The organism is Micromonospora sp. NPDC005163 (assembly GCF_053599835.1).
The window spans coordinates 117,525-142,199 of sequence record NZ_JBSFYP010000009.1; the positions used below are offsets into that span (position 1 = coordinate 117,525).

The 24,675-nt window shown below is 72.9% G+C and carries 28 protein-coding genes and 1 pseudogene; 13 read left to right on the plus strand and 16 right to left on the minus strand.

Translation table 11 applies throughout. The annotated features are described in order from the left end of the window. Nucleotides 1–47: 47 nt before the first annotated feature. The 3 genes from ACWD6N_RS09680 to ACWD6N_RS09690 all read left to right on the plus strand — a co-directional run bounded on the left by ACWD6N_RS09680 (nucleotide 48) and on the right by ACWD6N_RS09690 (nucleotide 3,162). The gene (locus tag ACWD6N_RS09680; protein ID WP_354966009.1) at nucleotides 48–1,340 is read left to right on the plus strand and encodes a sensor histidine kinase; all 1,293 of its coding nucleotides are present in this window, start codon (nucleotides 48–50) and stop codon (nucleotides 1,338–1,340) included. Then, nucleotides 1,328–1,993 (plus strand): response regulator transcription factor, encoded by a 666-nt coding sequence (locus tag ACWD6N_RS09685; protein ID WP_354966010.1) that lies wholly within the window; start codon nucleotides 1,328–1,330, stop codon nucleotides 1,991–1,993. The genes ACWD6N_RS09680 and ACWD6N_RS09685 overlap by 13 nt, the downstream gene beginning before the upstream one ends. 98 nt (nucleotides 1,994–2,091) lie before the next feature. Beyond that, a complete protein-coding gene (locus tag ACWD6N_RS09690; protein ID WP_387327136.1) occupies nucleotides 2,092–3,162 on the plus strand; it encodes a Gfo/Idh/MocA family oxidoreductase in 1,071 nt (356 codons plus the stop codon). Nucleotides 3,163–3,231: 69 nt separating this feature from the next. Here the strand turns inward: ACWD6N_RS09690 and ACWD6N_RS09695 are convergent, their stop codons facing one another. From ACWD6N_RS09695 to ACWD6N_RS09705, 3 genes are all read right to left on the minus strand, one after another. Next, on the minus strand, nucleotides 3,232–3,390 hold the full coding sequence (locus ACWD6N_RS09695; protein ID WP_354966012.1) for a hypothetical protein: 159 nt from the start codon (nucleotides 3,388–3,390) through the stop codon (nucleotides 3,232–3,234). Between the two features lie 150 nt (nucleotides 3,391–3,540). After that, nucleotides 3,541–3,795, minus strand: a complete 255-nt coding sequence (locus ACWD6N_RS09700) for a hypothetical protein (RefSeq protein ID WP_354966013.1) — start codon at nucleotides 3,793–3,795, stop codon at nucleotides 3,541–3,543. Continuing rightward, the gene (locus ACWD6N_RS09705) at nucleotides 3,792–3,968 is read right to left on the minus strand and encodes a hypothetical protein (protein WP_354966014.1); all 177 of its coding nucleotides are present in this window, start codon (nucleotides 3,966–3,968) and stop codon (nucleotides 3,792–3,794) included. Before ACWD6N_RS09705 ends, ACWD6N_RS09700 begins: the two co-directional genes overlap by 4 nt. A 212-nt stretch (nucleotides 3,969–4,180) precedes the next feature. On the opposite strand from ACWD6N_RS09705, the gene ACWD6N_RS09710 reads away from it, so the two are divergent. After that, the gene (locus tag ACWD6N_RS09710) at nucleotides 4,181–5,047 is read left to right on the plus strand and encodes a helix-turn-helix domain-containing protein (RefSeq protein WP_387327132.1); all 867 of its coding nucleotides are present in this window, start codon (nucleotides 4,181–4,183) and stop codon (nucleotides 5,045–5,047) included. Beyond that, nucleotides 5,040–5,237, plus strand: a complete 198-nt coding sequence (locus ACWD6N_RS09715) for a DUF397 domain-containing protein (protein ID WP_354966016.1) — start codon at nucleotides 5,040–5,042, stop codon at nucleotides 5,235–5,237. Before ACWD6N_RS09710 ends, ACWD6N_RS09715 begins: the two co-directional genes overlap by 8 nt. Before the next feature lie 100 nt (nucleotides 5,238–5,337). Here ACWD6N_RS09715 and ACWD6N_RS09720 read toward each other — a convergent pair whose 3' ends face one another. Continuing rightward, complete coding sequence (locus tag ACWD6N_RS09720; RefSeq protein ID WP_074318338.1) at nucleotides 5,338–5,556, minus strand: hypothetical protein; 219 nt, start codon at nucleotides 5,554–5,556, stop codon at nucleotides 5,338–5,340. Nucleotides 5,557–5,754: 198 nt separating this feature from the next. After that, nucleotides 5,755–6,846 (minus strand): PIN domain-containing protein, encoded by a 1,092-nt coding sequence (locus ACWD6N_RS09725; protein ID WP_354966017.1) that lies wholly within the window; start codon nucleotides 6,844–6,846, stop codon nucleotides 5,755–5,757. A gap of 205 nt (nucleotides 6,847–7,051) precedes the next feature. On the opposite strand from ACWD6N_RS09725, the gene ACWD6N_RS09730 reads away from it, so the two are divergent. Then, the gene (locus ACWD6N_RS09730; RefSeq protein ID WP_387327128.1) at nucleotides 7,052–9,082 is read left to right on the plus strand and encodes a glycosyl hydrolase family 28-related protein; all 2,031 of its coding nucleotides are present in this window, start codon (nucleotides 7,052–7,054) and stop codon (nucleotides 9,080–9,082) included. Nucleotides 9,083–9,133: 51 nt separating this feature from the next. Here ACWD6N_RS09730 and ACWD6N_RS09735 read toward each other — a convergent pair whose 3' ends face one another. The 5 genes from ACWD6N_RS09735 to ACWD6N_RS09755 all read right to left on the minus strand — a co-directional run bounded on the left by ACWD6N_RS09735 (nucleotide 9,134) and on the right by ACWD6N_RS09755 (nucleotide 13,591). Then, nucleotides 9,134–9,475 (minus strand): MmcQ/YjbR family DNA-binding protein, encoded by a 342-nt coding sequence (locus ACWD6N_RS09735; protein WP_089016864.1) that lies wholly within the window; start codon nucleotides 9,473–9,475, stop codon nucleotides 9,134–9,136. A 36-nt stretch (nucleotides 9,476–9,511) separates the two neighbouring features. Beyond that, nucleotides 9,512–10,138 (minus strand): CG0192-related protein, encoded by a 627-nt coding sequence (locus tag ACWD6N_RS09740; protein ID WP_354966019.1) that lies wholly within the window; start codon nucleotides 10,136–10,138, stop codon nucleotides 9,512–9,514. Nucleotides 10,139–10,266: 128 nt separating this feature from the next. Further along, nucleotides 10,267–11,361 (minus strand): SRPBCC domain-containing protein, encoded by a 1,095-nt coding sequence (locus ACWD6N_RS09745; RefSeq protein WP_387327123.1) that lies wholly within the window; start codon nucleotides 11,359–11,361, stop codon nucleotides 10,267–10,269. 54 nt (nucleotides 11,362–11,415) lie between these two features. Continuing rightward, complete coding sequence (locus ACWD6N_RS09750; protein ID WP_387327120.1) at nucleotides 11,416–12,465, minus strand: NAD(P)H-dependent flavin oxidoreductase; 1,050 nt, start codon at nucleotides 12,463–12,465, stop codon at nucleotides 11,416–11,418. 4 nt (nucleotides 12,466–12,469) lie between these two features. Beyond that, complete coding sequence (locus ACWD6N_RS09755; protein WP_354966022.1) at nucleotides 12,470–13,591, minus strand: SMP-30/gluconolactonase/LRE family protein; 1,122 nt, start codon at nucleotides 13,589–13,591, stop codon at nucleotides 12,470–12,472. A 224-nt stretch (nucleotides 13,592–13,815) separates the two neighbouring features. Here ACWD6N_RS09755 and ACWD6N_RS09760 point away from each other — a divergent pair, with 224 nt between their 5' ends. Together ACWD6N_RS09760 and ACWD6N_RS09765 are read left to right on the plus strand one after the other, a co-directional pair. Further along, nucleotides 13,816–14,241 carry a hypothetical protein gene (locus tag ACWD6N_RS09760; protein ID WP_387327117.1) on the plus strand — a complete coding sequence of 142 codons (426 nt, stop codon included), beginning with the start codon at nucleotides 13,816–13,818 and terminating at the stop codon, nucleotides 14,239–14,241. 18 nt (nucleotides 14,242–14,259) lie between these two features. After that, nucleotides 14,260–14,778: a hypothetical protein gene (locus ACWD6N_RS09765; protein ID WP_387327115.1), complete on the plus strand. Its 519-nt coding sequence runs from the start codon at nucleotides 14,260–14,262 to the stop codon at nucleotides 14,776–14,778. A gap of 105 nt (nucleotides 14,779–14,883) precedes the next feature. On the opposite strand, the gene ACWD6N_RS09770 is transcribed toward ACWD6N_RS09765, so the two are convergent. Both ACWD6N_RS09770 and ACWD6N_RS09775 read right to left on the minus strand, forming a co-directional pair. Then, nucleotides 14,884–15,792: a hypothetical protein gene (locus ACWD6N_RS09770; protein WP_354966024.1), complete on the minus strand. Its 909-nt coding sequence runs from the start codon at nucleotides 15,790–15,792 to the stop codon at nucleotides 14,884–14,886. Continuing rightward, nucleotides 15,792–16,313, minus strand: a complete 522-nt coding sequence (locus ACWD6N_RS09775; RefSeq protein WP_354966025.1) for a SigE family RNA polymerase sigma factor — start codon at nucleotides 16,311–16,313, stop codon at nucleotides 15,792–15,794. The genes ACWD6N_RS09770 and ACWD6N_RS09775 overlap by 1 nt, the downstream gene beginning before the upstream one ends. A gap of 192 nt (nucleotides 16,314–16,505) precedes the next feature. On the opposite strand from ACWD6N_RS09775, the gene ACWD6N_RS09780 reads away from it, so the two are divergent. Next, nucleotides 16,506–16,778 (plus strand): hypothetical protein, encoded by a 273-nt coding sequence (locus ACWD6N_RS09780; RefSeq protein WP_354966026.1) that lies wholly within the window; start codon nucleotides 16,506–16,508, stop codon nucleotides 16,776–16,778. Between the two features lie 41 nt (nucleotides 16,779–16,819). Here the strand turns inward: ACWD6N_RS09780 and ACWD6N_RS09785 are convergent, their stop codons facing one another. Beyond that, nucleotides 16,820–17,443 carry a hypothetical protein gene (locus ACWD6N_RS09785; RefSeq protein ID WP_354966027.1) on the minus strand — a complete coding sequence of 208 codons (624 nt, stop codon included), beginning with the start codon at nucleotides 17,441–17,443 and terminating at the stop codon, nucleotides 16,820–16,822. 82 nt (nucleotides 17,444–17,525) lie between these two features. Continuing rightward, nucleotides 17,526–18,794, minus strand: coding sequence for an Nramp family divalent metal transporter (locus ACWD6N_RS09790; protein WP_354966028.1), 1,269 nt, complete (start codon nucleotides 18,792–18,794; stop codon nucleotides 17,526–17,528). A gap of 220 nt (nucleotides 18,795–19,014) precedes the next feature. On the opposite strand from ACWD6N_RS09790, the gene ACWD6N_RS09795 reads away from it, so the two are divergent. Genes ACWD6N_RS09795 through ACWD6N_RS09805 form a run of 3 tightly spaced genes read left to right on the plus strand, consistent with a single transcriptional unit; the run spans nucleotide 19,015 to nucleotide 21,319 of the window. Continuing rightward, on the plus strand, nucleotides 19,015–19,422 hold the full coding sequence (locus tag ACWD6N_RS09795; RefSeq protein ID WP_354966029.1) for a GntR family transcriptional regulator: 408 nt from the start codon (nucleotides 19,015–19,017) through the stop codon (nucleotides 19,420–19,422). 20 nt (nucleotides 19,423–19,442) lie between these two features. Then, complete coding sequence (locus ACWD6N_RS09800) at nucleotides 19,443–20,333, plus strand: ABC transporter ATP-binding protein (protein ID WP_354966030.1); 891 nt, start codon at nucleotides 19,443–19,445, stop codon at nucleotides 20,331–20,333. Further along, nucleotides 20,330–21,319 carry a transporter gene (locus ACWD6N_RS09805; protein WP_354966031.1) on the plus strand — a complete coding sequence of 330 codons (990 nt, stop codon included), beginning with the start codon at nucleotides 20,330–20,332 and terminating at the stop codon, nucleotides 21,317–21,319. The genes ACWD6N_RS09800 and ACWD6N_RS09805 overlap by 4 nt, the downstream gene beginning before the upstream one ends. A gap of 44 nt (nucleotides 21,320–21,363) precedes the next feature. On the opposite strand, the gene ACWD6N_RS09810 is transcribed toward ACWD6N_RS09805, so the two are convergent. Beyond that, the gene (locus ACWD6N_RS09810; protein ID WP_354966032.1) at nucleotides 21,364–22,452 is read right to left on the minus strand and encodes a DNA glycosylase AlkZ-like family protein; all 1,089 of its coding nucleotides are present in this window, start codon (nucleotides 22,450–22,452) and stop codon (nucleotides 21,364–21,366) included. Between the two features lie 146 nt (nucleotides 22,453–22,598). Here ACWD6N_RS09810 and ACWD6N_RS09815 point away from each other — a divergent pair, with 146 nt between their 5' ends. Beyond that, nucleotides 22,599–24,209: a metallopeptidase domain-containing protein gene (locus tag ACWD6N_RS09815; RefSeq protein WP_387327107.1), complete on the plus strand. Its 1,611-nt coding sequence runs from the start codon at nucleotides 22,599–22,601 to the stop codon at nucleotides 24,207–24,209. Nucleotides 24,210–24,275: 66 nt separating this feature from the next. Here the strand turns inward: ACWD6N_RS09815 and ACWD6N_RS09820 are convergent. After that, nucleotides 24,276–24,675: pseudogene (locus ACWD6N_RS09820) on the minus strand (SWIM zinc finger family protein); the annotation flags it as partial.

Genomic DNA, 24,675 nt, shown 5'->3' on the forward strand with positions numbered 1-24,675 from the left:
ATCTGGACGGCTGGGTCGACCCGGGCGCGGCGATTAGCGTCTGCGTCATGACCCCGGAACACCCCTGCCACCTGGCCGAGGCGCTGCGCCGCCGCGGCTGGCTGGTCTCCGCCTGGCCCTGGCGCGCGCTGGTCTACCTGGTCAGCACCGTGCCGGTCGCCGGTGTGCTCGCCGTCGGGCTGCTCGTCGTCGTCGCGCCCCTGCTGGCAGCCGTCAACGGCGTACGACTGCAGGGCCGGCCGCCGGAGGTCCCGCTCCTGCTGTTCCTGACGGTCGGCAGCCTCGTCCTGCTGACGCTGGCGCCGCTTGTGAGCTTCCCGGTGGCCGCCGTCGAGCGATGGCGGCTCGGCCTCGTGGACGGCCGCCCGCTGCCCGCGTCGCCGTGGCCGGGCCTGGCCGCCCGCTACCGCACCGCCGCCGGGTGGCGGGAGGTGGCGTACCTGTTCTGGCTGGGCGGGTTCGTGCCGATCGCGTACTGGGTGCTGCTGCTGGTGGTGCTGCTCGACCTCGGGATGGTCACCAGCCCCTGGCTGGCCGGTGACGCCAACCAGCCCGTCGTCATCTGGCGCACGGTGGACAGCCCCGGCGAGGCGGTCCCGTACGCGATCGTGGGTGTGCTCCTCATCCCGGTGCTCTGGTACGCGGCCGGGCTGCTCGCCGCCGCCCAGGCCGCCGTGACCCGATGGGCGCTGGCTTGGCCGGTCGACGCGGCGGCGCTTCGCGAGGTCGCCCGGTCCCGGACCCGGCTGGTCGGCGCGTACGAGGCCGAACGGCGGCGGATCGAGCGCGACCTGCACGACGGCGCCCAACCCCGGTTGACCAGCCTCACCCTCCAGCTGGGCCTGGCCCGGCTGGACGTGCCCGAGGACTCCCCCGCGGCCCGGCCCCTGGCCGTCGCGCACGACCAGGCCCGGGGCCTGATGGTGATGCTCCGGCAGTTGGTGCACGGCATCCGGCCGCAGAGCCTCACCGACCTCGGTCTCGCCGGTGCGGCACGCGAGCTGGCCGACGCGACCACCGTCGCGGTCACCGTACGGGCCGATCTCGACGGCGAGCTACCGGAGATCGTCGAGACCACCGCCTACTTCGTGGTGTCGGAGGCGCTGGGCAACGTGGCGCGGCACGCCCGGGCGACCCGCGCCGAGGTACGCCTCGCCCGGACCGGCGGAGACCTCGTCGTCGAGGTGTCCGACGACGGCCGCGGCGGCGCCGACCCCACCCGGGGCACCGGCCTGACCGGCCTCGCCGACCGGGTCGCCGCCGCCGACGGCCGGCTGCTGCTCTCCAGCCCACCCGGCGGGCCTACCCTGGTCCGGGTGGAGCTGCCATGTCGTCCTTGACCCGGGTGGTGCTCGCCGAGGACGAGGTGCTGCTGCGCGAGGGGCTGGTCGGGCTGCTCACCCGATTCGACTTCACGGTGTGTGCCGCCGTCGGCTCGGCTCCGGAGCTGCTGGACGCGGCCCGCACGCACCGGCCGGACCTGGTGCTGACCGACATCCGGATGCCGCCCGGCCGGCGAGACGACGGGTTGCGGGCCGCCGTGGCGTTGCGCGCCGAGCGACCCCAGCTCCCGGTCGTGGTCCTGAGCCAGTACGTGCAGACCGGGTACGCCGCGGCGCTGCTGGACAGCGGCGACGGCCAGCGGGTGGGTTACCTGCTCAAGGACCGGGTGGCCGAGGTCGCCGAGTTCGTCGACACGCTGCACCGGGTCACGGCCGGCGGCACCGCCATCGACCCGGACGTCGTCCGGCAGCTGCTGCACCGCCCGCGTGACCCGCTCGCCGCGCTCTCCGCCCGGGAACGTGAGGTGCTGGCGCTGCTGGCCGAGGGCCGGTCCAACGCGTCGATCGCCGCCCGGCTGCACGTCACGGAGGCGGCGGTCGGCAAGCACGTCGGCAACATCCTGCTGAAGCTCGACCTGCCGCCCAGCGACGACACCAACCGCCGGGTGCTCGCGGTGCTCACCTACCTGCGCGCCGACCCGGCCAGCTGAGCAGCGCCGGGCGCGGGCCGGACCGGGCCGACCGGGGCGTAGATTCGATCACCGGGACCGCCGCCACCAGGGCGCGGACCGGGAGACGGGAGCACGGCATGGCGGAGGCGCTGCGGGTCGGTCTGCTGGGGTACGGGCTGGCGGGCCGGGTGTTCCACGCACCGCTGATCGCCGCGACGCCCGGGCTGCGGCTGGACGCCATCATGACCCGCGATCCGCAGAAGCGTGAGCAGGCCCGGCAGCACCACCCGGACGCCCGCCTGGTCGACGACGCCGACGAGTTGTGGCGTACGCCCGACGCGCTGGACCTGGTCGTGGTGGCGACGCCGAACCGGCTGCACGTGCCGATGGCCCGGGCGGCGGTGGCGGCCGGCCTGCCGGTCGTCGTCGACAAGCCGCTGGCACCCACCGCCGCCGACAGTCGGGCGCTGGTCGAGGACGCCGACCGCCGGGGAGTGCCGCTGACGGTGTTCCAGAACCGCCGGTGGGACGGCGACTTCCTGACCGCACGCCGCCTCGTGGAGCAGGGCGAGTTGGGGCGGGTGCTCCGCTTCGAGTCCCGGTTCGAGCGGTTCCGCCCGACCATCAAGCCGGGCTGGCGGGAGCTTGCCGGCCCCGAGGAGGCCGGAGGCGCCCTCTTCGACCTCGGCGCCCACCTCATCGACCAGGCCTTACAGCTCTTCGGTGCCGTCGACCGCGTCTACGCCGAGGTCGACCGCCGCCGCGAGGGCGCCGCGGTCGACGACGACGCGTTCGTGGCGTTGACCCACGCCAACGGGGTGCACTCGCACCTCTGGATGGGCGCGATCACCGCTCAGCTCGGGCCCCGGCTGCGGGTGCTCGGTGACCGGGCCGGCTACACGACGTACGGGCTGGACGTGCAGGAAGCGGCGCTGCACGACGGTGGCCGGCCGGACCAGCCGGGCTGGGGCGAGGTTCCGCCGGAGCGGTACGGCCTGCTCGGCGTCGACGGTGACCTGCGGCCGGTGCCCACCGAGCCCGGCTCGTACCAGAGCTTCTACCAGCAGGTGGCCGCGGCGCTGCGGGACGGCACCCCGATGCCGGTGGATCCGCGGGACTCGGTCGCCACCGTCGAGTTGATCGAGCTGGCGCACCGGTCGGCTGCCGAGGGCGTGGTGCTCCCGGTCCCGAAGGACCAGGCCGCCTGACCCCTGCCGTCGAGAGGGGCCGGCCCGGCTCGGGCCGGCTTCTCTGCCGGCGTTCTGCTCGGGCCGGCCCTAGCCGGCGTCCTGCTCGGTGCGGGCGTTATCCGACACCCGGGCCTCCTCGTCGGTCAGCGCGTCCTCGGACCGGTCGCCGAGCGCGGCCAGCCGGTGCTCGGCCTCCCGCGCCTCCTCCTCGATCCTCAGGTTCTCCTCGTCGGGACCCTGCGACATGGGCGACCTCCATCACGCGCGAACCGGCCGCCCCGGTGTACCCCGCCTGACGCGGGGGACACGGAATCGCACGGAACCGCTTGATCAGGTGAGTAGTCGCATCGACCCGTCGACGACTACACAGCATCAGGCGATCGAGAGGATCTGGGCTCAGCCGCCGATCAGGGACGAACGGCCGACCGCGGCCGGGTCCGTGAGCTTGCGGAGATTCTCCGGCTGCACGTAGATCTCCCGACGGGCGAACGCCTGGCCGGTCCGGTTCACCTGGTACCCGTCGAGCCACGCCCAGCCGTCGTAGGTGGTGGTGCGGTCCAGGACCCGGATCAGCCGGAATCTGATGGGCACCACGAACTGCGGGCTCGCGGACCGGTCAACCAGCACGAGGTCGGCCGCATGGAGCCTCATCTGATCGTCCGTTGCCGCCAGGCTGTCAGGCGTTCGGCGGCCTCGGCGAGCTTCGGGCACGTCCCGTCAGGCCGGCACAGGCGGCAGACGTTGCGGTGATGGAGGTCGATCACGTAACCGGCCATGATCACGAGGAACGGCGGCTCGGGCCGGTACTGCTCAATCATCGTCATCCCCTCCTGGTCGTCCGGCTGAGAGGGCTCGATCGGCCAGTAGAGGCCCGTCCACCAGCCCTGATACCTGTCACGATCCCGGGCCGGTGAATCCTCCTGCAACACTCGCCGTGAGATGTTCACTACGCACGGCACGTTTCGGGTGATGATGCGTGTGGCGTCCCAATCGACGCCGGATGACGTGTCAAGACGAGACGGAGAGGACGGCGCGAATGACCGAGGCTGGTTCGACGGTGCCGCGGCGGCAGCTCGGCCGGCTGCTGCGCCAGACCAGAGAGCAGGCAGGCATCGGGCTGGAGGCGGCTGCGTCCGACCTTGAGTGGTCCCGCGCCAAGATGTACCGCATCGAGTCCGGGCAGACCCCCGTGCGGGCGCTGGACGTCGACCAGATGTGCCGCCTCTACGGCGCCGCCGCGGACATGACCGAAGTCCTCGTGAGCCTGGCCAGCGAGTCCAAAAGCAAGGGCTGGTATCACGCCTACGGCGAGATCATCCCGAGGTGGTTCGAGCTGTACGTGGGGCTGGAGTCAGCGGCCAGCCGGATACGAACCTATGAACATGCCCTGGTACCCGGCCTGTTGCAGACGCCGGAGTACGCGGCTGAGGTAGGACGGACTCGACCAGAAACCTCGGACGACGAGGTGGCCAAGCTGGTGGAACTGCGGACCGAGCGTCAGCGAATCCTGGTCAGGAAGCGCCCGGCCGCGCCCACGTTGGACGTCATTCTTGAGGAGGCACTACTACACCGCGCCGTTCCCGGCATGGCTGGGCAGCTAGATCGGCTCATCGAGGCCGGCAACGCGTCCAACGTGTCCATCAGGCTTCTGCCGCTCGGCAGCAGGCTGAGTCAGGTGGCGGTGGCAGGGAATTTCGTCATCCTGGACTTCCCCACCACCGGTGCCAGGTCCGCAGAGCCCACGACGGTCTACAGCGAGGGACTGTCGGGAGCTCTGTACCTCGACCGGATCGAAGAGGTCCGCGCGTACGCCGAGGTCTGGAAGACGCTCACGTCAGAGGCGCTGAGCGTGCAGGAATCCCGCAAGCTCGTGCAGGACATCAAGGAGAGACACGATGGTTGATCTGACCGGCGCCGCTTGGCGCAAGAGCATCCGGAGCAGCGCTCAAGGCAACTGTGTCGAGGTGGCGGACAACCTGCCCGATGTCATCGGCGTTCGGGACAGCAAGGACGCGACCGGCCCCGCACTGCGGTTCCGCCCCGAGCAGTGGCGCACCTTCGTCGAAGCGACGCGCAGTGACCGGCTGACGTGACCCCGTCTCCGGCCGCCGCCGGGTGAGCCGTGCGCCGGGCCGGCCGGTGACCGCGCCGGGCTGGAGCCCTGGAGCGTTGCCGGCCCGGCCCGGTGCCGGATCAGCGCGTCAGTTCGCGCCAGGAAGGGTGGGTGCCGCGCCAGGCGTCGGCGAGGATGGCCGCCGAGGCCCGGCTGGGGCACTGCTGCACCCGCTCACGACCCGACGCCCCACCGATCTGGGCGCGGACCTCCCAACCCTGCCCGTCAGTACGGATGTACACGTCCCGGCGCCCGCGCGGGGTCGTGTCACCGTTCCACCAGTGTTCCTCCACCATCATTCGCCGACCGTATAGCAATTCCCCGGCAAGGGGTACGGCGCAGGTGGGCTCAGAGCGTGACAAGAGCCGCGATTCGGGCGCAGTTCGGGTCAACTCGAGACATGGAGGAGCCGCCGCGGCACTTCTCCCGTCCTGAGCAGCGGATCAGAACCGGGACGAGGCGCCTTCGGGCATGCCGGCCAGGGAGCCGGCTGGCACTCACCCCTGCGCGGTGAGCAGGTAGTCGTCCGCTTCGGGACTCCAGCGCAGGTCGACCACACCGCCGGTGGCGGCGGCCTTGCAGAACTGGAGGAAGCTGCGGTAGCCGAGCTTCTTCTCGCTGAAGTCGGGCCGGGCCCGGCGCAGCTGGTTCTTCAGCCCGGACAGGGCGACCGGGTTGCCCGCGCTGCCCAGGTCCGCCACAACGCCACGGAGCAGACCGAAGGCCACCTCACGATCGCCATGCTCCGGCAACGAGACCTCCGGGTCGCCCTTCGCGGGGCCCTCGGCCAGCTCGATCACGCTCTGCGCGGCGAGGTGACGCAGCAACTCGCCGAAGGTGCGGAACCCGTAGTCGGACTCGCTGAACGTCGGGTCCTTGCGCAGCAGGGTGCGCTTGAGCCGGGAGGCGGTCACCTCGCCGCTGGCGCTGCCCTGGAGCCCGGCCACCGTCTGGGCCACCAGCACGGCGAGGGCGTCCACGTCCCGGCCGGGCTCCTCCCCCGTCGGCTGCCGCTCCTCCTCCGGCTCCTGCTCCCGCTCCGGCTCGGGTGCACGCAGCTCCGGGCCCGGCTGCCGCACCGGACGGCCACGCCGGCCGTGGGTCGGCGGGATGTCCACACCCTCCAGCCGGTCGTAGTAGAGGAACTCGTCGCACGCCGGCGGGAGCAGCGCTGACGTGGACCCCTCGACGCCGACGCCGATGACCCGCTTGTTCAGCTCGCGGAGCTTGTGCACCAGCGGGGTGAAGTCGCTGTCGCCGCTACAGATCACGAAGGTGGAGATGTAGTCGCGTTCGAAGGCCAGCTCGATGGCATCCACGGCCATCTTGATGTCGGCCGCGTTCTTGCGGGAGGCGCCCATCCGCTGCGGGATCTCGATCAGCTCGACATGGGACCGGGTGAGCATCCGGCGGTCCTCGTCGAAGTAGGACCAGTCGGCGTACGCCCGGCGCACCACCACGCGCCCCCGCTCGGCCAGGGCGTCGGCGATGGGCCGGAAGTCGAAGGCCATGCCGCCGCGGTTGTCGCGAGCCCCCAGCGCGAGGTTCTCGTAGTCGAGGAACAGGGCGATCCGGTCTTCTTGATCCACGCGGTTCAGCCTACGCCCGTCGGGAGCCGCTCCGGTGGAGCTGGCCGACGGCGCGCATTGAAGCGTGTTGTCGGTTTCTTTCTGCTTCTCGGTCGTCACTTTTCATGTTTTCATCTTCCTCTTGCAACGTTACGCACGCCACTGGCATCATGGCGGTCGATGCTGAGCGCCGGTGAGAGCGCCCGCGGACCACAGAGGAGAGTCCATGTCCCGGAGCACGATCCCGGCGCGGCGACGCCCCCACCGGCCACTGACCGCGGGCGCGGTCGTGGCCGTGACCGCCCTCGCACTGCTGGGCGGTGGGCCCGCCGCAGCCGCCACCCGAGCATCCGGCGTGCAGCCGGTGGTCACCCGGGCCGCCCTCGACCCGGCGCTGGTCGCCGGGCGCGGCGCGAACGTCGGCTTTCTCGAGCAGGAGGCGGAGAACGCCCACACCAACGGCGAGATCATCGGCCCCGACCGGTCCGCCTACACGCTGCCCGCGGAGGCCTCCGGCCGCCGGGCGGTGCGGCTCACCCCCGGGGAGTACGTCGAGTTCGCCCTGCCCAGCGCGGCCAACGCGATCACCGTGCGGTACAGCATCCCGGACGCGCCGCGCGGCGGCGGGATCACCGCCCCGCTGGGCGTCGCGGTCAACGGCAAGCACGTCCGCAGCATGACGCTGACCTCGCAGTACTCATGGCTCTACAACCAGTACCCGTTCTCCAACGACCCCCAGGCCGGGCTGCTGAACCCGGACTGGTGGATCACCGAGTGCTCGTGCGTGCCGTCGGCCACCACGCCGTACCCGACCATCAGCACGCCGTTCCGGCCCACCCACTTCTACGACGAGCAGCGGCTCCTGCTCGGGCGCACCTACCGGGCCGGCGACCGGGTCCGGCTCACCGCGCCACCCGGCAGCGCGGCCGCCTGGACCGTCATCGACCTGCTCGACTCCGAACTGGTCGCGCCGCCGCACGTCCGGCTTCTCGCCGCGAACGTGCTGGCCTTCGGCGCCGACCCCACCGGCCGGCGGGACTCCGCCGCCGCCCTGGACCGGGCCATCGCCTTCGCCCGGCGGGCCCACCTGAAGGTGTACATCCCGCCGGGCACCTACCAGGTCAACCGGCACATCACCGTCGACGACGTGACCATCGAGGGCGCCGGCAGCTGGTACACCATCATCAAGGGCCGCGAGGTCGCCCTGCCGACGCCGGCCCCGGACGGCTCGGTGCACACCGGCGTCGGCTTCTACGGCCGCGACGCCGCTGACGGCGGCAGCCGCAACGTCCACCTCTCCGGCTTCGCCATCGAGGGGGACGTGCGGGAACGCATCGACACCGACCAGGTCAACGCGATCGGTGGGGCGATGAGTGACTCGACCATCGACGGGCTCTACCTGCACCACACCAAGGTGGGCCTGTGGTTCGACGGGCCGATGACGAACGTCCGCGTCACCAACAACATCATCGTCGACCAGATCGCGGACGCGCTCAACTTCCACACCGGCGTCACGAACTCGCTCGTCGCCCACAACTTCGTCCGCAACACCGGCGACGACGGCCTGGCGATGTGGTCGGAGACGACGGCCAACGCGCGGAACACGTTCGACCACAACACCGTGCAGTCGCCGACGTTGGCCAACGGCATCGCCATCTACGGCGGCAGGGACAACACCGTCTCGCACAACCTCATCGCCGATCCGGTGCGCGAGGGCAGCGGCATCCACGCCGGTTCGCGCTTCGGCGCGGAGCCGTTCACCGGTCACCTGCGGATCACCAACAACACCACCGCCCGCGCCGGCACGTACGAGCTGAACTGGAACATCGGGTTGGGCGCGATCTGGATCTTCGCCCTGGACCGGAGCATCGACGCGGCCATCGAGGTGGTCGGCGACGCATACCTCGACAACACCTACAACGCGATCATGGTGGTCAGCGACTGGCCGGTGAAGGACCTCTACTCGATCACCAACGTGCACTTCCGGAACGTCCGGGTCGACGGCACCGGCACCTCCGTGGTCAGCGCCCGCTCTTCCGGCTCGGCCTCGTTCGCCAACGTGGACGCCCGCAACGTGGGTGCGGTCGGCGTCAACAACTGCGGGTCGTTCCACTTCACCCCGGCCGGCTCGGAGTTCGCGCTGACCGACCTCGGCGGCAACGACGGCGGCTGGTTGGCCCCGTGGCTGTTGCCGAACACCATCACCTGCGACGACCGACCGCCCGTATCGCCGCCACCCCCACCGACTCGGTGGTGAAACGCGACGGGGGCCCGCTACCAGGCCCCCGTCGTCGTAGTTCGCCGCCTGTCAGCCGCCCAGCCGCTGCCGGGCCAGGAACTTCGGCACCACCATCCGCCACGCCTCGGTGACCAGCTCGGTCATGTACCCGTGCTCCAGCCGGGCGGTGTGGCAGCACACCCAGTGAAAGCGCAGGTCCGACTCGCCGGGCAGGAAGAACAGATCCGGCTCGGCGGCGACCAGCCCGGCCCGCTCCTGCTTGGGGAACCCGAAGCCCATCGTCGCCTCGTCACGGGAGAACGCGACGTACACGATGGACCCGACCCGGAACTTCACCCGATCCCGGATCAGATGCTCGCTGCTGCGGGGCAGCGTCCGGGCGAGGGCCCGCACGTCGGCGACGGTAATCACACCACGACCGTAACGCCCTGCCGGCCCGCCGTGGCGTCAGCGCGCTCGGGCGTACGCCAGCGGCACGGTCGTCGGCTGGCCGTTCCAGCTGCCACTGAGGACCGCCACGGCGGCATCGACCGCGCCGGCGCCGGGCCGACGTACGACGACCAACTCGACGGAATCGGTGACGATCAGCGAGGCGTCCTCATCGACCACCGGTACCGCGGCGTCGACCGGAAGCGGCGCGGCACCACTGCCGAGGATCGTCATGTTCGGCTCACGCAGCTCGCGTCGGCCGTCGACCTCGAAGTACTGCTCCGCCTGACCGGTGCCGGCGAGGATCGCGTCGGCCAGCGCCGTCGCGTACACCGGGTCCGCGCAGCCGTCGTACACCCAGCGCGGGCCGAGCACCGAGTGCTCGGTGGTGCCGACGAGCCAGTCGTCGGCGCCGTCGAGCGGCGCGGCGCGGTAGGTGAGCGGGACCTGGTGGACCGGCCCGTCGCCGGCGCCGACCAGGATCGTCTCGATGCCGACCGCGCCAGCGGGGTCGTCGAAGCGGTAGGCGCCCAGGGTCACCACGTCGGCGCCGGCCGGCCCCCGGTACCACGGTCGAGCGGGCAGCCAGGTCGCCAGCAGGTCGAGCTTCGAGGGGCGCAGGGTCGCCCGGTGCAGCAGTGCCATGCCGCCAGCCTAGGGACGACCGCCCGCCCGCATGCTCCCGGGTCGGGCCGTTGCCGGACGACCGCGAGAACCGGTGGACGCGGCACGATGGCCCTCCCCGCGCTCGGGCCGCCCGTCGCGGCCCGCGTTCACGTGCCCGCGCACCGATTGCCGTCCACCGTGCAGCCCTCCGGCTCCCTGGCCTTCGGCCGACTGTCGCGGACGTCGAACTGGAACGTCTTCGACCCGCCGGCCGGCACGGCCGGCCCGCTGAAGGTGAGCGTCCGCCCGTCCCGCTTCACGTCGGCGCCGTCGACGTCGTCGAAGGTGCTGCTCTCGGCGAGGGTCACCACCACGACCCAGTCCGCCACCGGTGCACCGCCCGGGTTCTCGACCACCACCTCGCCCGTGTAGCCGAACAGCCGGCTGGAGTCGGTGCGGTAGCTGGCGGTCAGCGGCGGTGATGCCGGGACCGAGGCGAGGGTGGGCGACGGCTTGACCGTCGGGGTGCGGCTCGGGCGGGCGGTCGCCGACGCGGCGGTCCGCGAGGGGCGCGCCGAGGGCGTCGCCCTCGGTGAGCCGGTGGGCACGACGGCCGCCTCGGACGCCGACGCCTGCGTCGGTGACGGTGTCGCCGGGGGTGGGGCGGCAGCGGTGTCCGGCTCGCCCGGCAACGCGACCCACGCCGCCAGCCCCGCGACCAGTACGGCGCCGGTCAGCACCGCGACCACCGTGCGGCGACGGCGGCGGGCCCGGGCGGGGCCCTCCCGGAGCGCGCCGATCGTCGGGAGTTCGGCCGTCATCCCGGCCTCACCGCGCCGCAGGTCGACCTGTTGGAAAGCGAGCCAGTCGAGAATGGCCGGCAGGCGCACGGTCAGCGCCTGCCGGAGCTGCTGCTCGCGTGGGTCGTGCTGCTCGGCGGACCAGGTGCCGTGCGTCGTCACCTCGCGGACCGCCAGCCGGCAGCCCTGCTTCGTGGCGGTGACGGCACAGGTCACCTCGGTGAGCCGGCCCGCCTCGTCGCAGCGCATCGTGAGCAGCTCGGGCACACGCCGTTCGATCACCTCGACCTCGACGTTGGCGTCGAAGCCGGGCAACCCGGCCGTGTGCAGCACCAGCCGGTCCGGGACTTCCGCCACGTCGGCCTCGGCGAACCACCGGCCGAGCAGCTCCCGGTCCGTCAATGCGAGCCACACCCGGTCCGGCGGGTGGGACAGGTCGACCTGCGCGCCGATCTCGATCACGGCGAGACTCTACGGCTTCCGCCGCCATCCCGTCCGGGCCGGCCGGCGATCCGGTCAACCCCAGCGGGTCGCCCGCTCCGCCGCCGCCGCCAACGCGGTCCGGGCCCCGGCGCTGACCTCGCCAACCAGCTCGGCGGCCGGCAGGTCCCGGGCCAGGGGATGAGCCTGCCCAGCCCACAGGTTCGGCACCGACGCGTCCCCCTCGCGCCGGGCGGCTGACAGCAACGGACGGGTCAGGTGCAGCACCTGCGGGTAGCCGGCGGGCGCCGCGGCATCGTGGCGGCGCAGGAAGTCGTTGACCACGCCGCGAGCCCGCTTGCCGGTGTACGCCCGGGTCAGAGCGGTCGGCGCGGAGCTGGCCACCGCCGACCGGTGCATCGGCGAACTCCCCGCCTCCGGGCAGCGCAGGAACGCCGTGCCGAGCTGCGCGGCGGCGGCGCCGGCGGCCAGCACCGCGGCCACCCCGGGGCCGTCGACGACGCCTCCGGCGGCCACCAGCGGGCGGTCACCACCGGCGGCGACCAGCCGGAGCAGCGGCAGCAGCGCGTAGTCGTCGTCGTCCGGCAGGCCACCGCGATGTCCACCAGCCTCGGTGCCCTGCACCACCACGGCGTCCACGCCGATCTCGGCGGCAGCCGTGGCGGCGTCCGGCCGGGTGATCGTGGCCCACACCTCGGTGCCCCGCTCCCGCAGGGCGGCCACCGCGGCCCGGTCGGGCAACCCGAAGGCGAAGGACACCACCGGGACCGGGTCGGCGAGCAGCATGGCCAGCTTGTCCGGGTATCCGTCGTCGCCGCCCACCGGCTCGCCCAGGGCCACCCCGCGCTGGCCGGCGTGCGGGGCGAGCCGGTCGGCGTACGCCCGGATGGCGGCCTCGTCGACGGTGCCGGAGCCGGGCAGGAAGACGTTGACACCGAACGGCCGGTCGGTGTGGGCACGGACCTCCGCGATGTCGGCGGCCAGCCGGCCGGTGTCGATCATCCCAGCGGCCAGGAAGCCCAACCCGCCGGCGGAGGAGACGGCCGACACGAGCGCCGGCGTGGACGGGCCGCCGGCCATCGGGGCGGCGACGATCGGGTGGCGCAACGCGGACAGCACGGACATCCCGTCACCGCCGGGCCGTGTGTCGCCGCCACAGCACACCGGCAAGCCCGACCAGCGCCAGCAGCGTCCCGGCGACGGCCACCAGCGGCCAGGTCCGATCGCCCGCGCCGCCCACGTCCGCCGCCGCCGGGCGGACCGCGCTGGGCGCCAGCGGGCCGGCGGTGGTGGACTCCATCGGGCTTGGGGTGGCGGCCGTCCCCGTCGTGGCGGGATACCGCAGGATCGCCGGGTAGGTGCCCTGCGGCTGGCCGGCGGACTCGGAGACGGTGAGCAACGACCGGCCGTCCCGGCTGTAGGTGATCGACTCGCCCTGGGGCTCGTCCGGCAGCGGGGTGACCCGCGGGACGCCCTTGGTCAGCGCGGCGACCAGGTCGCCGTCGGGCACGTCGTACTCGAAGGCGTCGGCGTAGCTGCGCAGCACCACCCGACGCCCGTCCGGCGCGCTCGCCGCGCCGGTGACCACACCCCGGCCGAGAAAGGAGAACGGGTTGCTGGTCGTGGAGGCCGGCAGGGCCACCTGACCGACCGAGGCCAGCGGCGTCGTCGCCGCGGGACGCAGCGCGGTGGTCGGCGCGTACAGGAAGACCGTGCCGCTGCCCCCCTTGGTCACGATCAGCGGCCGGCCATCCGCGTCGAGCAGCAACGCCTCCGCGTCGTGCGGGCGGTCCGGGTACGTCATCCGGTGCAGCACCGGCTGGTCCGCGTCCGGCGCGAGCCGCCACAGCGCGATCGTCTCCCGCGTGCGGTCGTTGTCGCCGATGTCGGCGACCCAGATGGTGCCATCCGGGCCGACGGCCAGGTCCTCCGTGTCGCGTGGTTGGGACGGGTAGGCGACCGTCCGCACCACCGCGCAACGGCGGTCGAGAAAGAAGATCCGGCGGCGGGCCTCGTCGTCGGCGCCGTCGTTGACCACCACGTACCCGTCGTCCGTGGCGACCATCCCGGACATCTCCCGGAGCCGATCGTCGCGCACCTGGCAGACCGCCGTTCCGGCGCCCGGCGCGCCGGCCAGCGCCGCGCCCGGCGCGAGCACCAGTGCCAGCGGCACCGCCCAGACGAGCAGGGTGGCCAGCGCTGTTCCCGCCCGGGCGTGCCGCCCCCGGGTCACCCGCGCCCGCACCCGCATCGCCCGCCCTCCTCGCCACGGCCGTGGCCGGCCGCCTCGCCCATCCTGGCCGATCCCGGCCACCGGTGGTGGCTATCGCGGGGATGACACCCACATCCTTGCCCATCCATAAACGATCTATCTATAGTGCCGGCACCGGCTGCGCCGGCTCACCACCGCCGCCGAGGCGCGACTGCGGCACCTACGCCTCCCGCCCCGCCTGACGCCGGACCCGAAGGATGGCCATGCCGACGACCGACCTGTTGGCCCGCCGGTACTGGCGGCTGCTGCGCCGCCGGCTCGGCCGCCCCGCCAGTTACAGCGTCGTCGCCTGGGCCACGCTGGCCGCGCTCATCTGCGGCCTCTTCGCCGGCGCGCTGGCCAGCCGGGTCGCCTGGGAGACTTCCCGACCGCAGCCCGACCGCGCCGAGGCCGGCGCCATCCTGACCGAGGTCTTTCCCGGACATGACCTGGGCGAGATCGACACCCCACCCGCGCTCTTCGTCGTGTACGGGCACCCCCTGCGGCTGAGCAACCTCAAAACCGTGCTGCTCGGCGACGGCGGCGAGTACCAGGAGAGCGCCACCGGCGTCACCTCCGTCGGCGCACCATCGGTGCCGGCCGAGCAGATCGTCACGGTGGCCCGGCAGCGCCTGCGCGAAACCGGCTGACGGCTGTACGACCCCGTGGTGGTCGAGGACACGATCTGCTCGGACAAGCTGTGCGCTACCCCGATGGTGAGCACCACGACCACCATGCTGGCTCGGCGCGGCGACACCATCCTGAACGCCTCCATCCCCTCACAGACCACCGGTGACGGCACGTACCTGTCGGTCGAACTGCACCGCGCGCCGCCGCCGGCGGTGGTCCCCGCCGGGGTGATCGGCGCGCTGCTGGGCGCGCTGGCCGGGTGGCTGGTCTTCGGTTGGGCCAGCCGACGCACCGAGGAACGCCTGGGCGGCGGCACGGCGAAATTCCTGTTCGGCGTCACCATGGTGCTGTGGTGGCTGCCGGTGCTCCTCGCCGCGCCCCAACTGCTCAAGCACCACCTCGACGAGCCGCACCCGGCGTGGCACCCGCTGTGGGAGTGGCTGGGCCAACTGGCGGCCTCGCTGCTCTTCCTGGTCGGCGCGGTGTGCGCGCTGCTGGCGCTGGGGCTGGCCGCCGCATCCCGCCGCGACCGGTCCCCGGTGACGCTCACCGACTGATCCGCCGCGACATCCACTGAGGACCCGACCGGCCAATGCCGGCTGACGCACTGCCCGCCGCGCGGTGCGGCGGGCAGTGCGGGGCCGTGACCTAAGGCCTTTCGGTCAGCGGGCGACGATCACGTTCGTCGGCTTCTGCACCCGCACCGGGACGCCGTAGTCGGACAGCTCCAGGGTCAGCCGCTGATGCGATTCCATGGTGAGCCCACTCTTGGGGCTCTTCACCCCAGCCTTGATCCGGGCCTTGTTCGACGACAGGTAGGTCACCGTCGCGACGCGGCCGTCCGCGCCGACGGTCACGTCCCCGACCAGCGTTCGGGTGCCGGCGCTGTGCTCGTCGTCGTAGGAGCGGGTGCTCTCGAAGTGGTACCGGCCGTCGCCGGTTCGGGTGATCTTGGCGTGCGCCTCCCGTAGCGCCGCGAACAACTCCTTCGGATCGGCCGACGCGCCGGCCGCGCCACCGAGGACGTCGCCGTACTCCAGATAGCCGTTGTTCGGCTCCTGCTTCCAGGTCGCCGAGCCACTCGATCCGACATAGAACGTCCCGTTGATCATCCGCTGGTAGTAGGCCCCTCCACCGGGTATGGAGGAGGTCAGCCAGCCGGTGGAACGGTCCGGGTCCCAGGCTGCCTCCGCGGTCCCCCCGGCGTCCGGGTCCTCCCTGCTGCCGACGGTGATCTTCAGGCGGTAGCTGACGGCCTCGCTGGCGGTGATCGCCGAGGCCAGCTGGAGCTGTGGCGAGTCGGCGCTGGCCACCGGCGGCGGGTTGCCACCCGGCGCCGAGGCACCCGGGGCGTTGCCTCCCGGCGCCGAGGCGCCGGGCCCACCGATCGCCACCACCGCGGCGAGCGCCCCGGCCAGGCCCATCACGCCAGCGGCGTACGAGGCTCGCCGCACGGTGACCCGTCGCCCGTGCCGCCGGGTCGCCGCGCCCAGCACGTCCGTGTCGAGCGCGAGGCCCGCCACCTCCTGGCGCATTCCGATGGTCAACTGCTCTTCGATGTCGCTGGTCATCATTTCGCTCCGTTCGAGGCCGGGACGTCGTCGACCGTCCAGGCGGCGGTCACCTCGCGGAGGCGGGACAACCCCCGGGAGGCGGTGGACTTGACGGTGCCGATCGAGCAACCGAGGATCTCGGCGGCCTCCGCCTCGCTGCACTGCTCCCAGTACCGCAGCACCAGCACCGCCCGCTGCCGGGGCGGCAGCGTGGCCAGCGCCTGCATCAGCGCCTGGCGCAGGTGCAGCGCCTCGGTGCCGTCCGGCTCGCCGGGCGGCTCCACCTGGGCCAGCACCTCCGGGCGGCGTCGGCGGCTGCGCCACTGGTCCACCGCGAGGTGGTACAGCGTCCGGCGCAGGTAGCCCTCCTTGTCACCGTGCACCCGGCTCCAGTGCCGCATCAGCCGTTCCAGCGCCGCCTGCACCAGGTCCTCGCCGGCGGCTCGGTTGCCGGTCAGCAGTACCGCCGTCGCGAGCAGGGCACTGCCGCGATCGGCGACGAGCGTGTCCAACCCCTCGAAGCGTTTCTTCCACCGCACGGGCTCTCCTTCCGTCGCAACCAAGGACGACGGCTCCGGGGCACAGGTTGACTGCCGTCCGCAACTTTCCGCACGCCGGGTGTCGGCCCACGCCGGGTGTCGGCCACCGCGCAGCGATGTGGCGTGAATCGGACGGTGACGGGTAGGCAGCGGCCCGGCGGCATGTCGACACCCGCCGGGTAGGAGACCGCGATGAGCACGTACCGGGACGAGCAGAGTGATCCAATTCCCCCGCCCGAGGCGGACGCCCTCGAGCAACGGCAGGACGCGATCGACACGGGGCCACCGGACCGCATGTCGGGTGATGTGGACCCGGAGGCGTCCGAGGCCGACCTGGCCGAGCAGGGCGCGCTACCGGCGGGCACGCTCGACGAGGCGACGTCGCTTCCGGCCGATGCCAACGCGGCGGACGCCCTCGAACAGCGTCAGGCGATCCCCACCCGCGACGAGGGTCGGCGGACGTGACCGGGCCGGCCGTGGCCGGTTGAGCCCCGCCCGGTCGCGGCTCAGCCGAGTGCCCGCAGCCTGCGGTTCCACCAGCCCGGCCGCTGGCCGGCGATCGCACGCAGCCGCCAGTGCTCGGCGTGCTGCGTGACGATGAGCAGCGGCACCAGGCCGAGCGCCAGCAGCGGCAGGTAGCGCGGGGCCGAACGGTTCTCCCGCAGCAGCGCGCCCAGGGCGGCCGCGCCCGACACGTACAGGATCGGGTTGTAGTACCGCATCAGCTCCGGCCCCATCCCCTCGCACTCGCGCAGCCAGGGCACGCCGAGGCGGGTCCGCCGGCCGGGCCAGCCGCGCAGGTGGGCGATCACCGCGGCCAGCCCGACGCCGTTGCCGACGGCGAAGATCCGGTCGCTGGACGCCGGGCGGGTACCGGCCGCCCGCCACAGCGTCCCGGCGCCAAGGGTCCACAGCCCGGCGGCGGGCACCGGGCCCAGGACGGAGGCCGCCGGCATGCCGACACCGGAGCCCAACTCGAAGAAGACGTGCGCCGCCAGCCCCGCCGTGGCGAGCCTGGTCAGCGGCCGCCGGGCCGCCCGATCCGGTCGTACCCGGCCTCCGCCCGTCCACCCGATCCGGTACGACCCCACGGCAGGACCCTTCCCCAGTACGGCGGCTCGGCTCGTCACCGGTCACTCCCCCGGACCAGCCCGATCGCGGTACCCGCTCCGACCCGGCCTACACGCCACGGTCGGCACCCGCCCGACCGGCTCAGCCGGTGACGACCTGCCAGAGCAGGAAGGCGTTGAGTGCGACGACCAGGGCGGCCACCAGGGACGCGGCGGCGGTGGTGAGCGGATGGTTGACCAGGTTGCCCATCAGGTCCCGGCGGCGGGTGAAGGCGACCACCGGGATCAGCGCGAACGGGATGCCGAAGCTGAGGATGACCTGGGACAGCACCAGGGCCTGGGTCGGGTCGAGGCCGATGGCGAGCACGGCCAGCGCGGGCAGCAGGGTGACCAGCCGGCGCAGCAGCAGCGGGATCCGGCGGCGCAGGAAGCCCTGCATGATCACCTCACCCGCGTAGGTGCCGACACTGGTGGACGCGAGCCCGGAGACCAGCAGGGCGATGGCGAAGCCGAACGCCGCGGCGGTGCCGATGGTCTGGCCGAGGCCGGCGTGCACGCCCTCCAGGCTGTCGGCGCCGACCGGGCCGCCGCCGCGGAAGCTGGCCGCGGCGATCAGCAGCATGGCGAGGTTGACCGCGCCGGCGGCGGTCAGCGCGAGCAGCACGTCGGCGCGTTGACCGCGGAAGAGCGTACGACGCTCGGTGTCGTCGGTGGCCGGGATGCGGTCACGGGTGAGCGCGGAGTGCACGTAGATGACGTGCGGCATGACGGTGGCGCCGAGGATGCCGGCGGCCAGCAGCACGCTGTCGGTGCCCTGGAGCCGGGGCACCAGGCCGGCCACGGCGGAGCCCGGGTCGGAGCCGGCGGCGAGCAGGTTCGCCGCGAAGGCCAGGACGATGACGCCGAGCCCCACGGCGATGGCGATCTCGAAGGCGCGGAATCCACGCGAGCGCAGGGCGAGCACGGCGAACGCGGCGGTGCCGATGATGATCCCACCGGGCAGCAGGGGGATGCCGAAGAGCAGGTACAGGGCGACGGCGCCGCCGATCACCTCGGCCAGGTCGGTGGCCATGGCAACCAGCTCGGCCTGCACCCACATGACCCGGTTCACCGGCTTCGGCAGGCGTTCCCGGCACAGCTCGGGCAGGCTGCGCCCGGTGGCCAGGCCGAGCTTGGCGGTGAGCGTCTGCACGAGCATCGCCATGAGGTTGGCCACCACCACGACCCAGACCAGCAGGTAGCCGTAGCGGGCGCCGGCGGCCGAGTTGGTGGCGAAGTTGCCGGGGTCGACGTAGGCGACGGCGGCGACGAAGGCCGGGCCGAGCAGGATGAGCCGTCCGCGTAGCCGGCCCCGAGCGCGGGCTACCTGGAGCGGCGTCGGTCTCGACGTCGTCAGTTCGCTGGTGACCATCGAACACCTCCTCATCCAGACGGATCACGTGCCCGTTCCCTTCCCGGCCGGTTGACCCGTCGGTGCCACCTGCTGGCCTTCCGGTGCCAACACCCCCCGACCAGCCCGGCGACCCACGCGTTCGGGGCAACTCCGCGGGCCTCTCTTGACAGCGGTCCGGCTCCCGGTGAAGCTGTCTATTAGTCCTACTGTCGTAGGACAACAGGGAGGATCGTCTCGAGTGATCGAGTTTGTGCTGGACAGCCGGTCGAAGGTGAACACCTACATGCAGCTCGTGCAGCAGGTGAAACAGGCGCTGCGGGTCGGCCTGCTGGTGCCGGGCGACCAGTTGCCAAAGGTCAGGGACGTCGCGCAGTCGCTGGCGATCAACCCGAACACGGTGCTGAAGGCGTACCGGGAGTTGGAGATCGAAGGTCTGGTCGGCGGCCGACCCGGGGTGGGCACGTTCGTCCAGCGCACCCTGGCCGGCGCGTCCCTGCCCAACCAGGCCGAGCTGCGCGAAGACCTCGTCGCGTGGCTGCACCGGGCGCAGTCGGCCGGCCTCACGGCCGAGGACGTCGTCGCCCTGGTGGAGACCACGCTGCGAGCCACCCTCGCCGACGACGCCCCTCAGAAGGAGCCCGCGTGAGAGGAACGAGAGGACAGAGGATGGACATGGTCTTGGAGGCCGACCGGCTGGGCAAGCGGTACGGCAGCACCTGGGCGCTGCGGGACTGCTCGCTGCACCTGCCGGCCGGCCGCATCGCCGCACTGGTCGGGCCGAACGGGGCGGGCAAGAGCACGCTGCTGCACCTGGCCGTCGGGCTGCTCAAGCCCGACGCGGGCACGGTACGGGTGTTCGGCAGATCGCCGTACGGAGACACGGAGGGCCTGGCGGACATCGGGTTCGTCGCTCAGGACACCCCGCTGTACCGGGACTTCACCGCCGCCGAACTGGTCACCGCCGGCGGCAAGCTGAACCGCCGGTGGGACGCGCCGCTGGCCCGTACCCGGCTGGCGCAACTCGGCATACCGCCGGACCGGCCGGTCGGGAAACTCTCCGGCGGGCAACGCGCCCAGGTGGCGCTCGCCCTGGCGCTGGCCAAACAGCCCCGGCTGCTGCTGCTCGACGAGCCGGTCGCCAGCCTCGACCCCCTCGCCCGACGGGAGTTCCTCCAGTCACTGATGGGCAGCGTCGCGGACTCCGGCACCACCGTCCTGCTCTCCTCACACCTGCTGGCCGACCTGGAACGCGTCTGCGACTACCTGATCGTGCTCAACGCCGCCGAGGTGCAGCTCGCCGACACGGTCGACGATCTGGTGGCCGGCCACCGGCAGCTGATCGGACCCCGGCACGAGGGCGGCCCGATCGGGGGCGTCGCCGCCGTCGTCCGGGCCAGCCACACCGACCGGCAGTCCACGCTGCTCGTGCGCACCGACGGCCCGGTCACCGATCCGGCCTGGACGGTCCGCGAGGTCGGCCTGGAGGACGTCGTCCTGGCCTACCTGGCCGACGGCAACACGCAGACCAGTCACAGCGAGTGGGGGGTGCCGGCATGATCTGGCTGACCTGGCGGCAACACCGCAAGCAGGCGTTCTTCACCCTGCTGGGCTTCGCGGCGCTCGCCGCCCTGATGGTGCCCATCGGCCTGTCGATGCGGCACACATACGCCGACCTCGGCTTGGCCGACTGCGCGCGCCAGCTGGCTGACCCGAACGTGGCCGCGGCCACCCGGGACGGCTGCGACGCGGGCTTCCACCGCTTCAGCAACCGCTACGGCAGCCTGAACCTGGTGGCCGTGCTGCTGCTCACCCTGCCGGTGCTGGTCGGCCTGTTCTGGGGCGCCCCGCTGGTCGCACGCGAGGTGGAACACGGCACCCACCGCTTCGTCTGGACCCAGGGCGTCGGCCGGATCCGCTGGGCGCTGGTGAAGTTCGGGCTGGTCGGCGGGGCGACGTTGCTCGCGGCGGTCTGCTACGGCCTGGGCATGTCGTGGTGGGTCGACCCGCTGACCCAGACCGCCCACGAGGGTCGGCTGGGCGTGATCGTCTTCGACCTGCAGGGCGTCGCCCCGATCGGGTACACCCTCTTCGCCGTGGCGCTCGGCATTTTCGCGGGCACGGTGTGGAAGCGGATGCTGCCCGCCATGGGCATCACCCTGGCCGGGTTCATTGGCGTACGGGCAGCCGTGGCGGTCCTGGCACGACCGCACTACCAACCCGCCAAGACCCTCACCTTCCCGATCGAAGGGGTCACCGAGCCGCAGACCGAGCGCGGCGGTTGGATCCTCGCCCAGGGCGTCCGCAACGCCGACGGGACGATGGTGGCACCGGACACCCGGATCCAGTGCCCGCCGGGTGGCAAGGGACCGGACGGGCGGGCCTGCGGCTCCGAGCTGGGCATCGAGCCGGGCGCGTACAACTGGCAGCTCTACCAGCCGGCGGACCGGTTCTGGCTGTTCCAGGGCATCGAGACCGGCATCTTCGTGGCGCTGGCCCTGCTCCTGCTCTACCTCGCCGTCCGCCGGGTGCGCCGCATCGCGTAGCTCGGGTCGGGTGGTCGCCGGGCCACGGGGCCGGCGACCACCCGTCAGCGCAGGCCCTCGGCGGTCAGCTCGAGCCAGCCCGCGAGGTCGTGCAGCTCGTCGTGCACGGCCCGGGTCACGTCCCGGCTGAACGGCAGGTCCTCGTGGATGGCGTGCACCGTGAGGGCGCCGCGCCGGCGGTCCGCCGTGGCGTCGACCTTTCCGACCAGCCGGTCGCCGTGCAGGATCGGCAACGCGAAGTAGCCCCACCGTCGGCTGGCCTTCGGCTTGTACATCTCCAGCACGTACTCGTACTCGAACAGCTCCGCGAGGCGGACCCGGTCGTGCACCAGCCGGTCGAAGGGCGACAGCACCGCGGTACGCCCGGTGAAGGGCTGCCCGAGCGCGGCCGGGTCCACCCGCCAGACCCCCGGAACACCCTCGACAACCGCCTGTTCACCGGCCGCGCCGACATCCGCCGGCTCGCCGGGGACGACCACCGCCCGCCCCCGGGCGATGCCCAACGCCCGCAGCCGCCGCTCGTTGCGGAGCCGCAGCGCCTGTTCCAGCGGGACGACGGGGGTGTCGGGCGGGTAGACCCGCTCCGCCACGTCCCAGAGTCGCTGCCGACCCTGACGGCCGGCGATCGCGACCTCCCCGCGCAGGACCAGGAACTCCAGCATCTGGGTGACGTTGCGGTTGTTGGTCCACCCCGACGACGGCCACGGCGCCACGCACGTGTCCGGGATGTCACGGGAGAGCAGCGGCCCGGACCGGCCGAGCAGATCGAGCACGTCGCGGCGGAACGAGTCGTTGGCGCGCAGCCACTCACGCTGCCGCTCGTGACTCGGCGAAGCCGCCATGGCGGCGAGGTAGAGCCCCAGATCGTCCATCGGCCGCACCATCGCGTGATGCTCGAAGAGCGACCGGTCCCGCTCCAGCGCCCGCGGCAACTCGGCCGGCTGGTAGGACGAGCCGAGCCGGCTCCAGGCGACCAGGTCCGCGTTCGGCGCCACGGCAGCCGTCGGGTCGATCTGCAACAGCGTCAGCTGACGCACCACGGCCAGCAGGTCGGTCGGCCGCGGCGCGGCGAGCAGCTGGGCCCGGACGGCGATCCGTCGCGCCTGCGCCCGGTCGAGTTGGTGTACCACCACGCCGCCGAGCCTAGCGGCGCCCTCCGACGAAGTCGGATTCCGGCCCGTCGCCAACGCGACTGAACGTGCCGGTCCGATCACGATCAGTGCTCCGATGTGGACCGCAGGGCCCGCGTCCCGCGGGCCGCAGGGATGGGAGCGTACGCGTGAAGTCCAGAATCCTCCGTCGGGTCGCCGCGTCGGCCGTGGCGCTCGCCTGCGCCGCGCTGGGCGCGGTGGCACTGCCGGCCGCCCCGGCGGCCGCCAGCCCGATCCGCAACGCGACCGCCTGGTCGGTGCTGCTGTGCAAGTTCAGCGACAAGCCGGCCGAGCCGAAGACGCCGGCGCACTTCGCCAACTTCCTCACCGCCGCCGGGATTGGCACCGGCGGGGTGGCGGACTACCTGGCCGACCAGTCCGGTGGGCGCGTCTCGCTGGTCGGCTCAGTGGTCCGGGGCTGGTACACGATGCCGTACACCCTCGCGCAGTTCCAGTCGATCGACCGGTGGACCCGGATCCAACGCTGCGTGGACACCGCCGCGGCCGCCGGCTACGGGGTGCCCGCCGGCAACCGGATCGCGGTCATGCTCAACGATTGGGTGGACTCCGGGGCGGCCGGCGGCCGGGTGCTGCTCGACCCGGGCGCCTGGAACGTCGGCTTCGCCGCGCACGAGATGCTGCACGGCTACAACCTGGGCCACTCGTTCTCCAACGACACCACGTACCAGAACGCGCCGTGGTCCCAGCCCGGCGAGTACGACGACCCGTGGGACGAGATGAGCGCGATGCACATCTACGCCTTCGGCACCGCGAACTACGGCACCAGCGCGGTCGGGCTCAACGGGCCGCACCGTGACGAGCTGGGCTGGCTGCCGAAGAACCGGGTGTTCACCATGGCCGCCGACGGGGTGGGCTCGCGCACCCTCACCCTGGCGCCGCTGGAGGTGCCCGCGGCGAGCGGCCCGCAGCTGGTCCGGATCCCGTTCGACCCGGCCGATGCGTTCCACTACTACACCGTCGAGTTCCGCCGGAAGACCGGCTGGAGCGCCGGCATCCCGGGGGACACGGTGCTGCTGCACGAGGTCCGCAACGGCACCCCCACCCTGCTGCGCACCGGGCCCGGCGGCGGACCGGCCCAGTCGCTCAACGCCAACGGCGTGCAGATCGGCGTGAACTGGGTGTCCGGCAACAACGCGTCGGTGACGGTGACCACCGACGTGGTCAACCGCTGCCTGCAGGGGTACGTCTGGCGGGAGGCCCGCCCCGGTGACCTGGTCTGCGTCACCGGCGCAACCCGCAGCCAGGTGTGGGCGGACAACGCCGCCGCGCCGAGCCGCTGGGTGAACGGCCCGTACGGTCCGCACACCTGCGTCGCCGGCTACGTGTGGCGCGAGGCGTACGCCGGGGACGACGTCTGCGTCACCGGCACCCAGCGCAGCCAGGCCGCCGCGGACAACGCCGCCGCCGCGTCCCGGCGCAACCCCGCCCGGTTGGTGTCCGGCCCGAACACCTGCGTCAGCGGGTACGTCTGGCGCGACGCCGACCAGTCGGACTACGTCTGCGTGACCGGCACGACCCGTTCCCAGGTGCTCGCGGACAACGCGGTCGCCGCGAGCCGCTGGGTCAGCGGCCCGTACGGTCCGCACACCTGCGTCGCCGGCTACGTGTGGCGCGAGGCGTTCCTCGGCGACGACATCTGCGTCACCGGCACCCAGCGCAGCCAGGCCGCGGCCGACAACGCCGCCGGGCCCGGCCGGGTGCTGCGCCCCGCGGGCTGACCGCTGGCGTCCCGATCGGGCGGGCATCCCCCGCCCGATCGGGTGCCGGCACGAACACTGAGCCGGTCACCGGAGGCCGCTGGGCCGGTCCGGTGGCAGGTCGAGCAGGGCGTCAGCCGGGTCGGTGCGGGGCGGACCCGCCGGCCACCAGGCACCGCCGTGGCGCCGGAACGGATACCAGTGCCCGTCCCGGCCGTAGCGCACCTGGACGTCCCGGCCGACGGTCCACCGGTTGCGCCAGGTCTTCACCTCGTCGTTGCCCGTCGCACGCAGCGTCTCGGTGACCCGGGCGGTGACCTCGGGTGGCGGGGTGAACACCGCGTCCAGGACGTTGACGCCGGCCGTGCCGCCGTACTCCCAGGCTCGAATGGCCCGGGGCAGGTCGGCCGCCCGGCCGGTGGCCTCGGCCAGGCGTTCGACCGCCGGCGAACGCGGCGCGCGGGCCGCCAACCGGGCGGCGTCCGGC

Excerpts from the sequence above, each read along its gene's own strand:
- ACWD6N_RS09680 (WP_354966009.1), top strand. The coding sequence starts at position 48 with ATGACCCCGGAACACCCCTGCCACCTGGCCGAGGCGCTGCGCCGCCGC.
- ACWD6N_RS09685 (WP_354966010.1), top strand. The coding sequence starts at position 1,328 with ATGTCGTCCTTGACCCGGGTGGTGCTCGCCGAGGACGAGGTGCTGCTG.
- ACWD6N_RS09690 (WP_387327136.1), top strand. The coding sequence starts at position 2,092 with ATGGCGGAGGCGCTGCGGGTCGGTCTGCTGGGGTACGGGCTGGCGGGC.
- ACWD6N_RS09695 (WP_354966012.1), bottom strand. The coding sequence starts at position 3,390 with ATGTCGCAGGGTCCCGACGAGGAGAACCTGAGGATCGAGGAGGAGGCG.
- ACWD6N_RS09700 (WP_354966013.1), bottom strand. The coding sequence starts at position 3,795 with ATGAGGCTCCATGCGGCCGACCTCGTGCTGGTTGACCGGTCCGCGAGC.
- ACWD6N_RS09705 (WP_354966014.1), bottom strand. The coding sequence starts at position 3,968 with ATGACGATGATTGAGCAGTACCGGCCCGAGCCGCCGTTCCTCGTGATC.
- ACWD6N_RS09710 (WP_387327132.1), top strand. The coding sequence starts at position 4,181 with ATGACCGAGGCTGGTTCGACGGTGCCGCGGCGGCAGCTCGGCCGGCTG.
- ACWD6N_RS09715 (WP_354966016.1), top strand. The coding sequence starts at position 5,040 with ATGGTTGATCTGACCGGCGCCGCTTGGCGCAAGAGCATCCGGAGCAGC.
- ACWD6N_RS09720 (WP_074318338.1), bottom strand. The coding sequence starts at position 5,556 with ATGATGGTGGAGGAACACTGGTGGAACGGTGACACGACCCCGCGCGGG.
- ACWD6N_RS09730 (WP_387327128.1), top strand. The coding sequence starts at position 7,052 with ATGTCCCGGAGCACGATCCCGGCGCGGCGACGCCCCCACCGGCCACTG.
- ACWD6N_RS09740 (WP_354966019.1), bottom strand. The coding sequence starts at position 10,138 with ATGGCACTGCTGCACCGGGCGACCCTGCGCCCCTCGAAGCTCGACCTG.
- ACWD6N_RS09750 (WP_387327120.1), bottom strand. The coding sequence starts at position 12,465 with ATGTCCGTGCTGTCCGCGTTGCGCCACCCGATCGTCGCCGCCCCGATG.
- ACWD6N_RS09755 (WP_354966022.1), bottom strand. The coding sequence starts at position 13,591 with ATGCGGGTGCGGGCGCGGGTGACCCGGGGGCGGCACGCCCGGGCGGGA.
- ACWD6N_RS09760 (WP_387327117.1), top strand. The coding sequence starts at position 13,816 with ATGCCGACGACCGACCTGTTGGCCCGCCGGTACTGGCGGCTGCTGCGC.
- ACWD6N_RS09770 (WP_354966024.1), bottom strand. The coding sequence starts at position 15,792 with ATGACCAGCGACATCGAAGAGCAGTTGACCATCGGAATGCGCCAGGAG.
- ACWD6N_RS09780 (WP_354966026.1), top strand. The coding sequence starts at position 16,506 with ATGAGCACGTACCGGGACGAGCAGAGTGATCCAATTCCCCCGCCCGAG.
- ACWD6N_RS09790 (WP_354966028.1), bottom strand. The coding sequence starts at position 18,794 with ATGGTCACCAGCGAACTGACGACGTCGAGACCGACGCCGCTCCAGGTA.
- ACWD6N_RS09800 (WP_354966030.1), top strand. The coding sequence starts at position 19,443 with ATGGACATGGTCTTGGAGGCCGACCGGCTGGGCAAGCGGTACGGCAGC.
- ACWD6N_RS09805 (WP_354966031.1), top strand. The coding sequence starts at position 20,330 with ATGATCTGGCTGACCTGGCGGCAACACCGCAAGCAGGCGTTCTTCACC.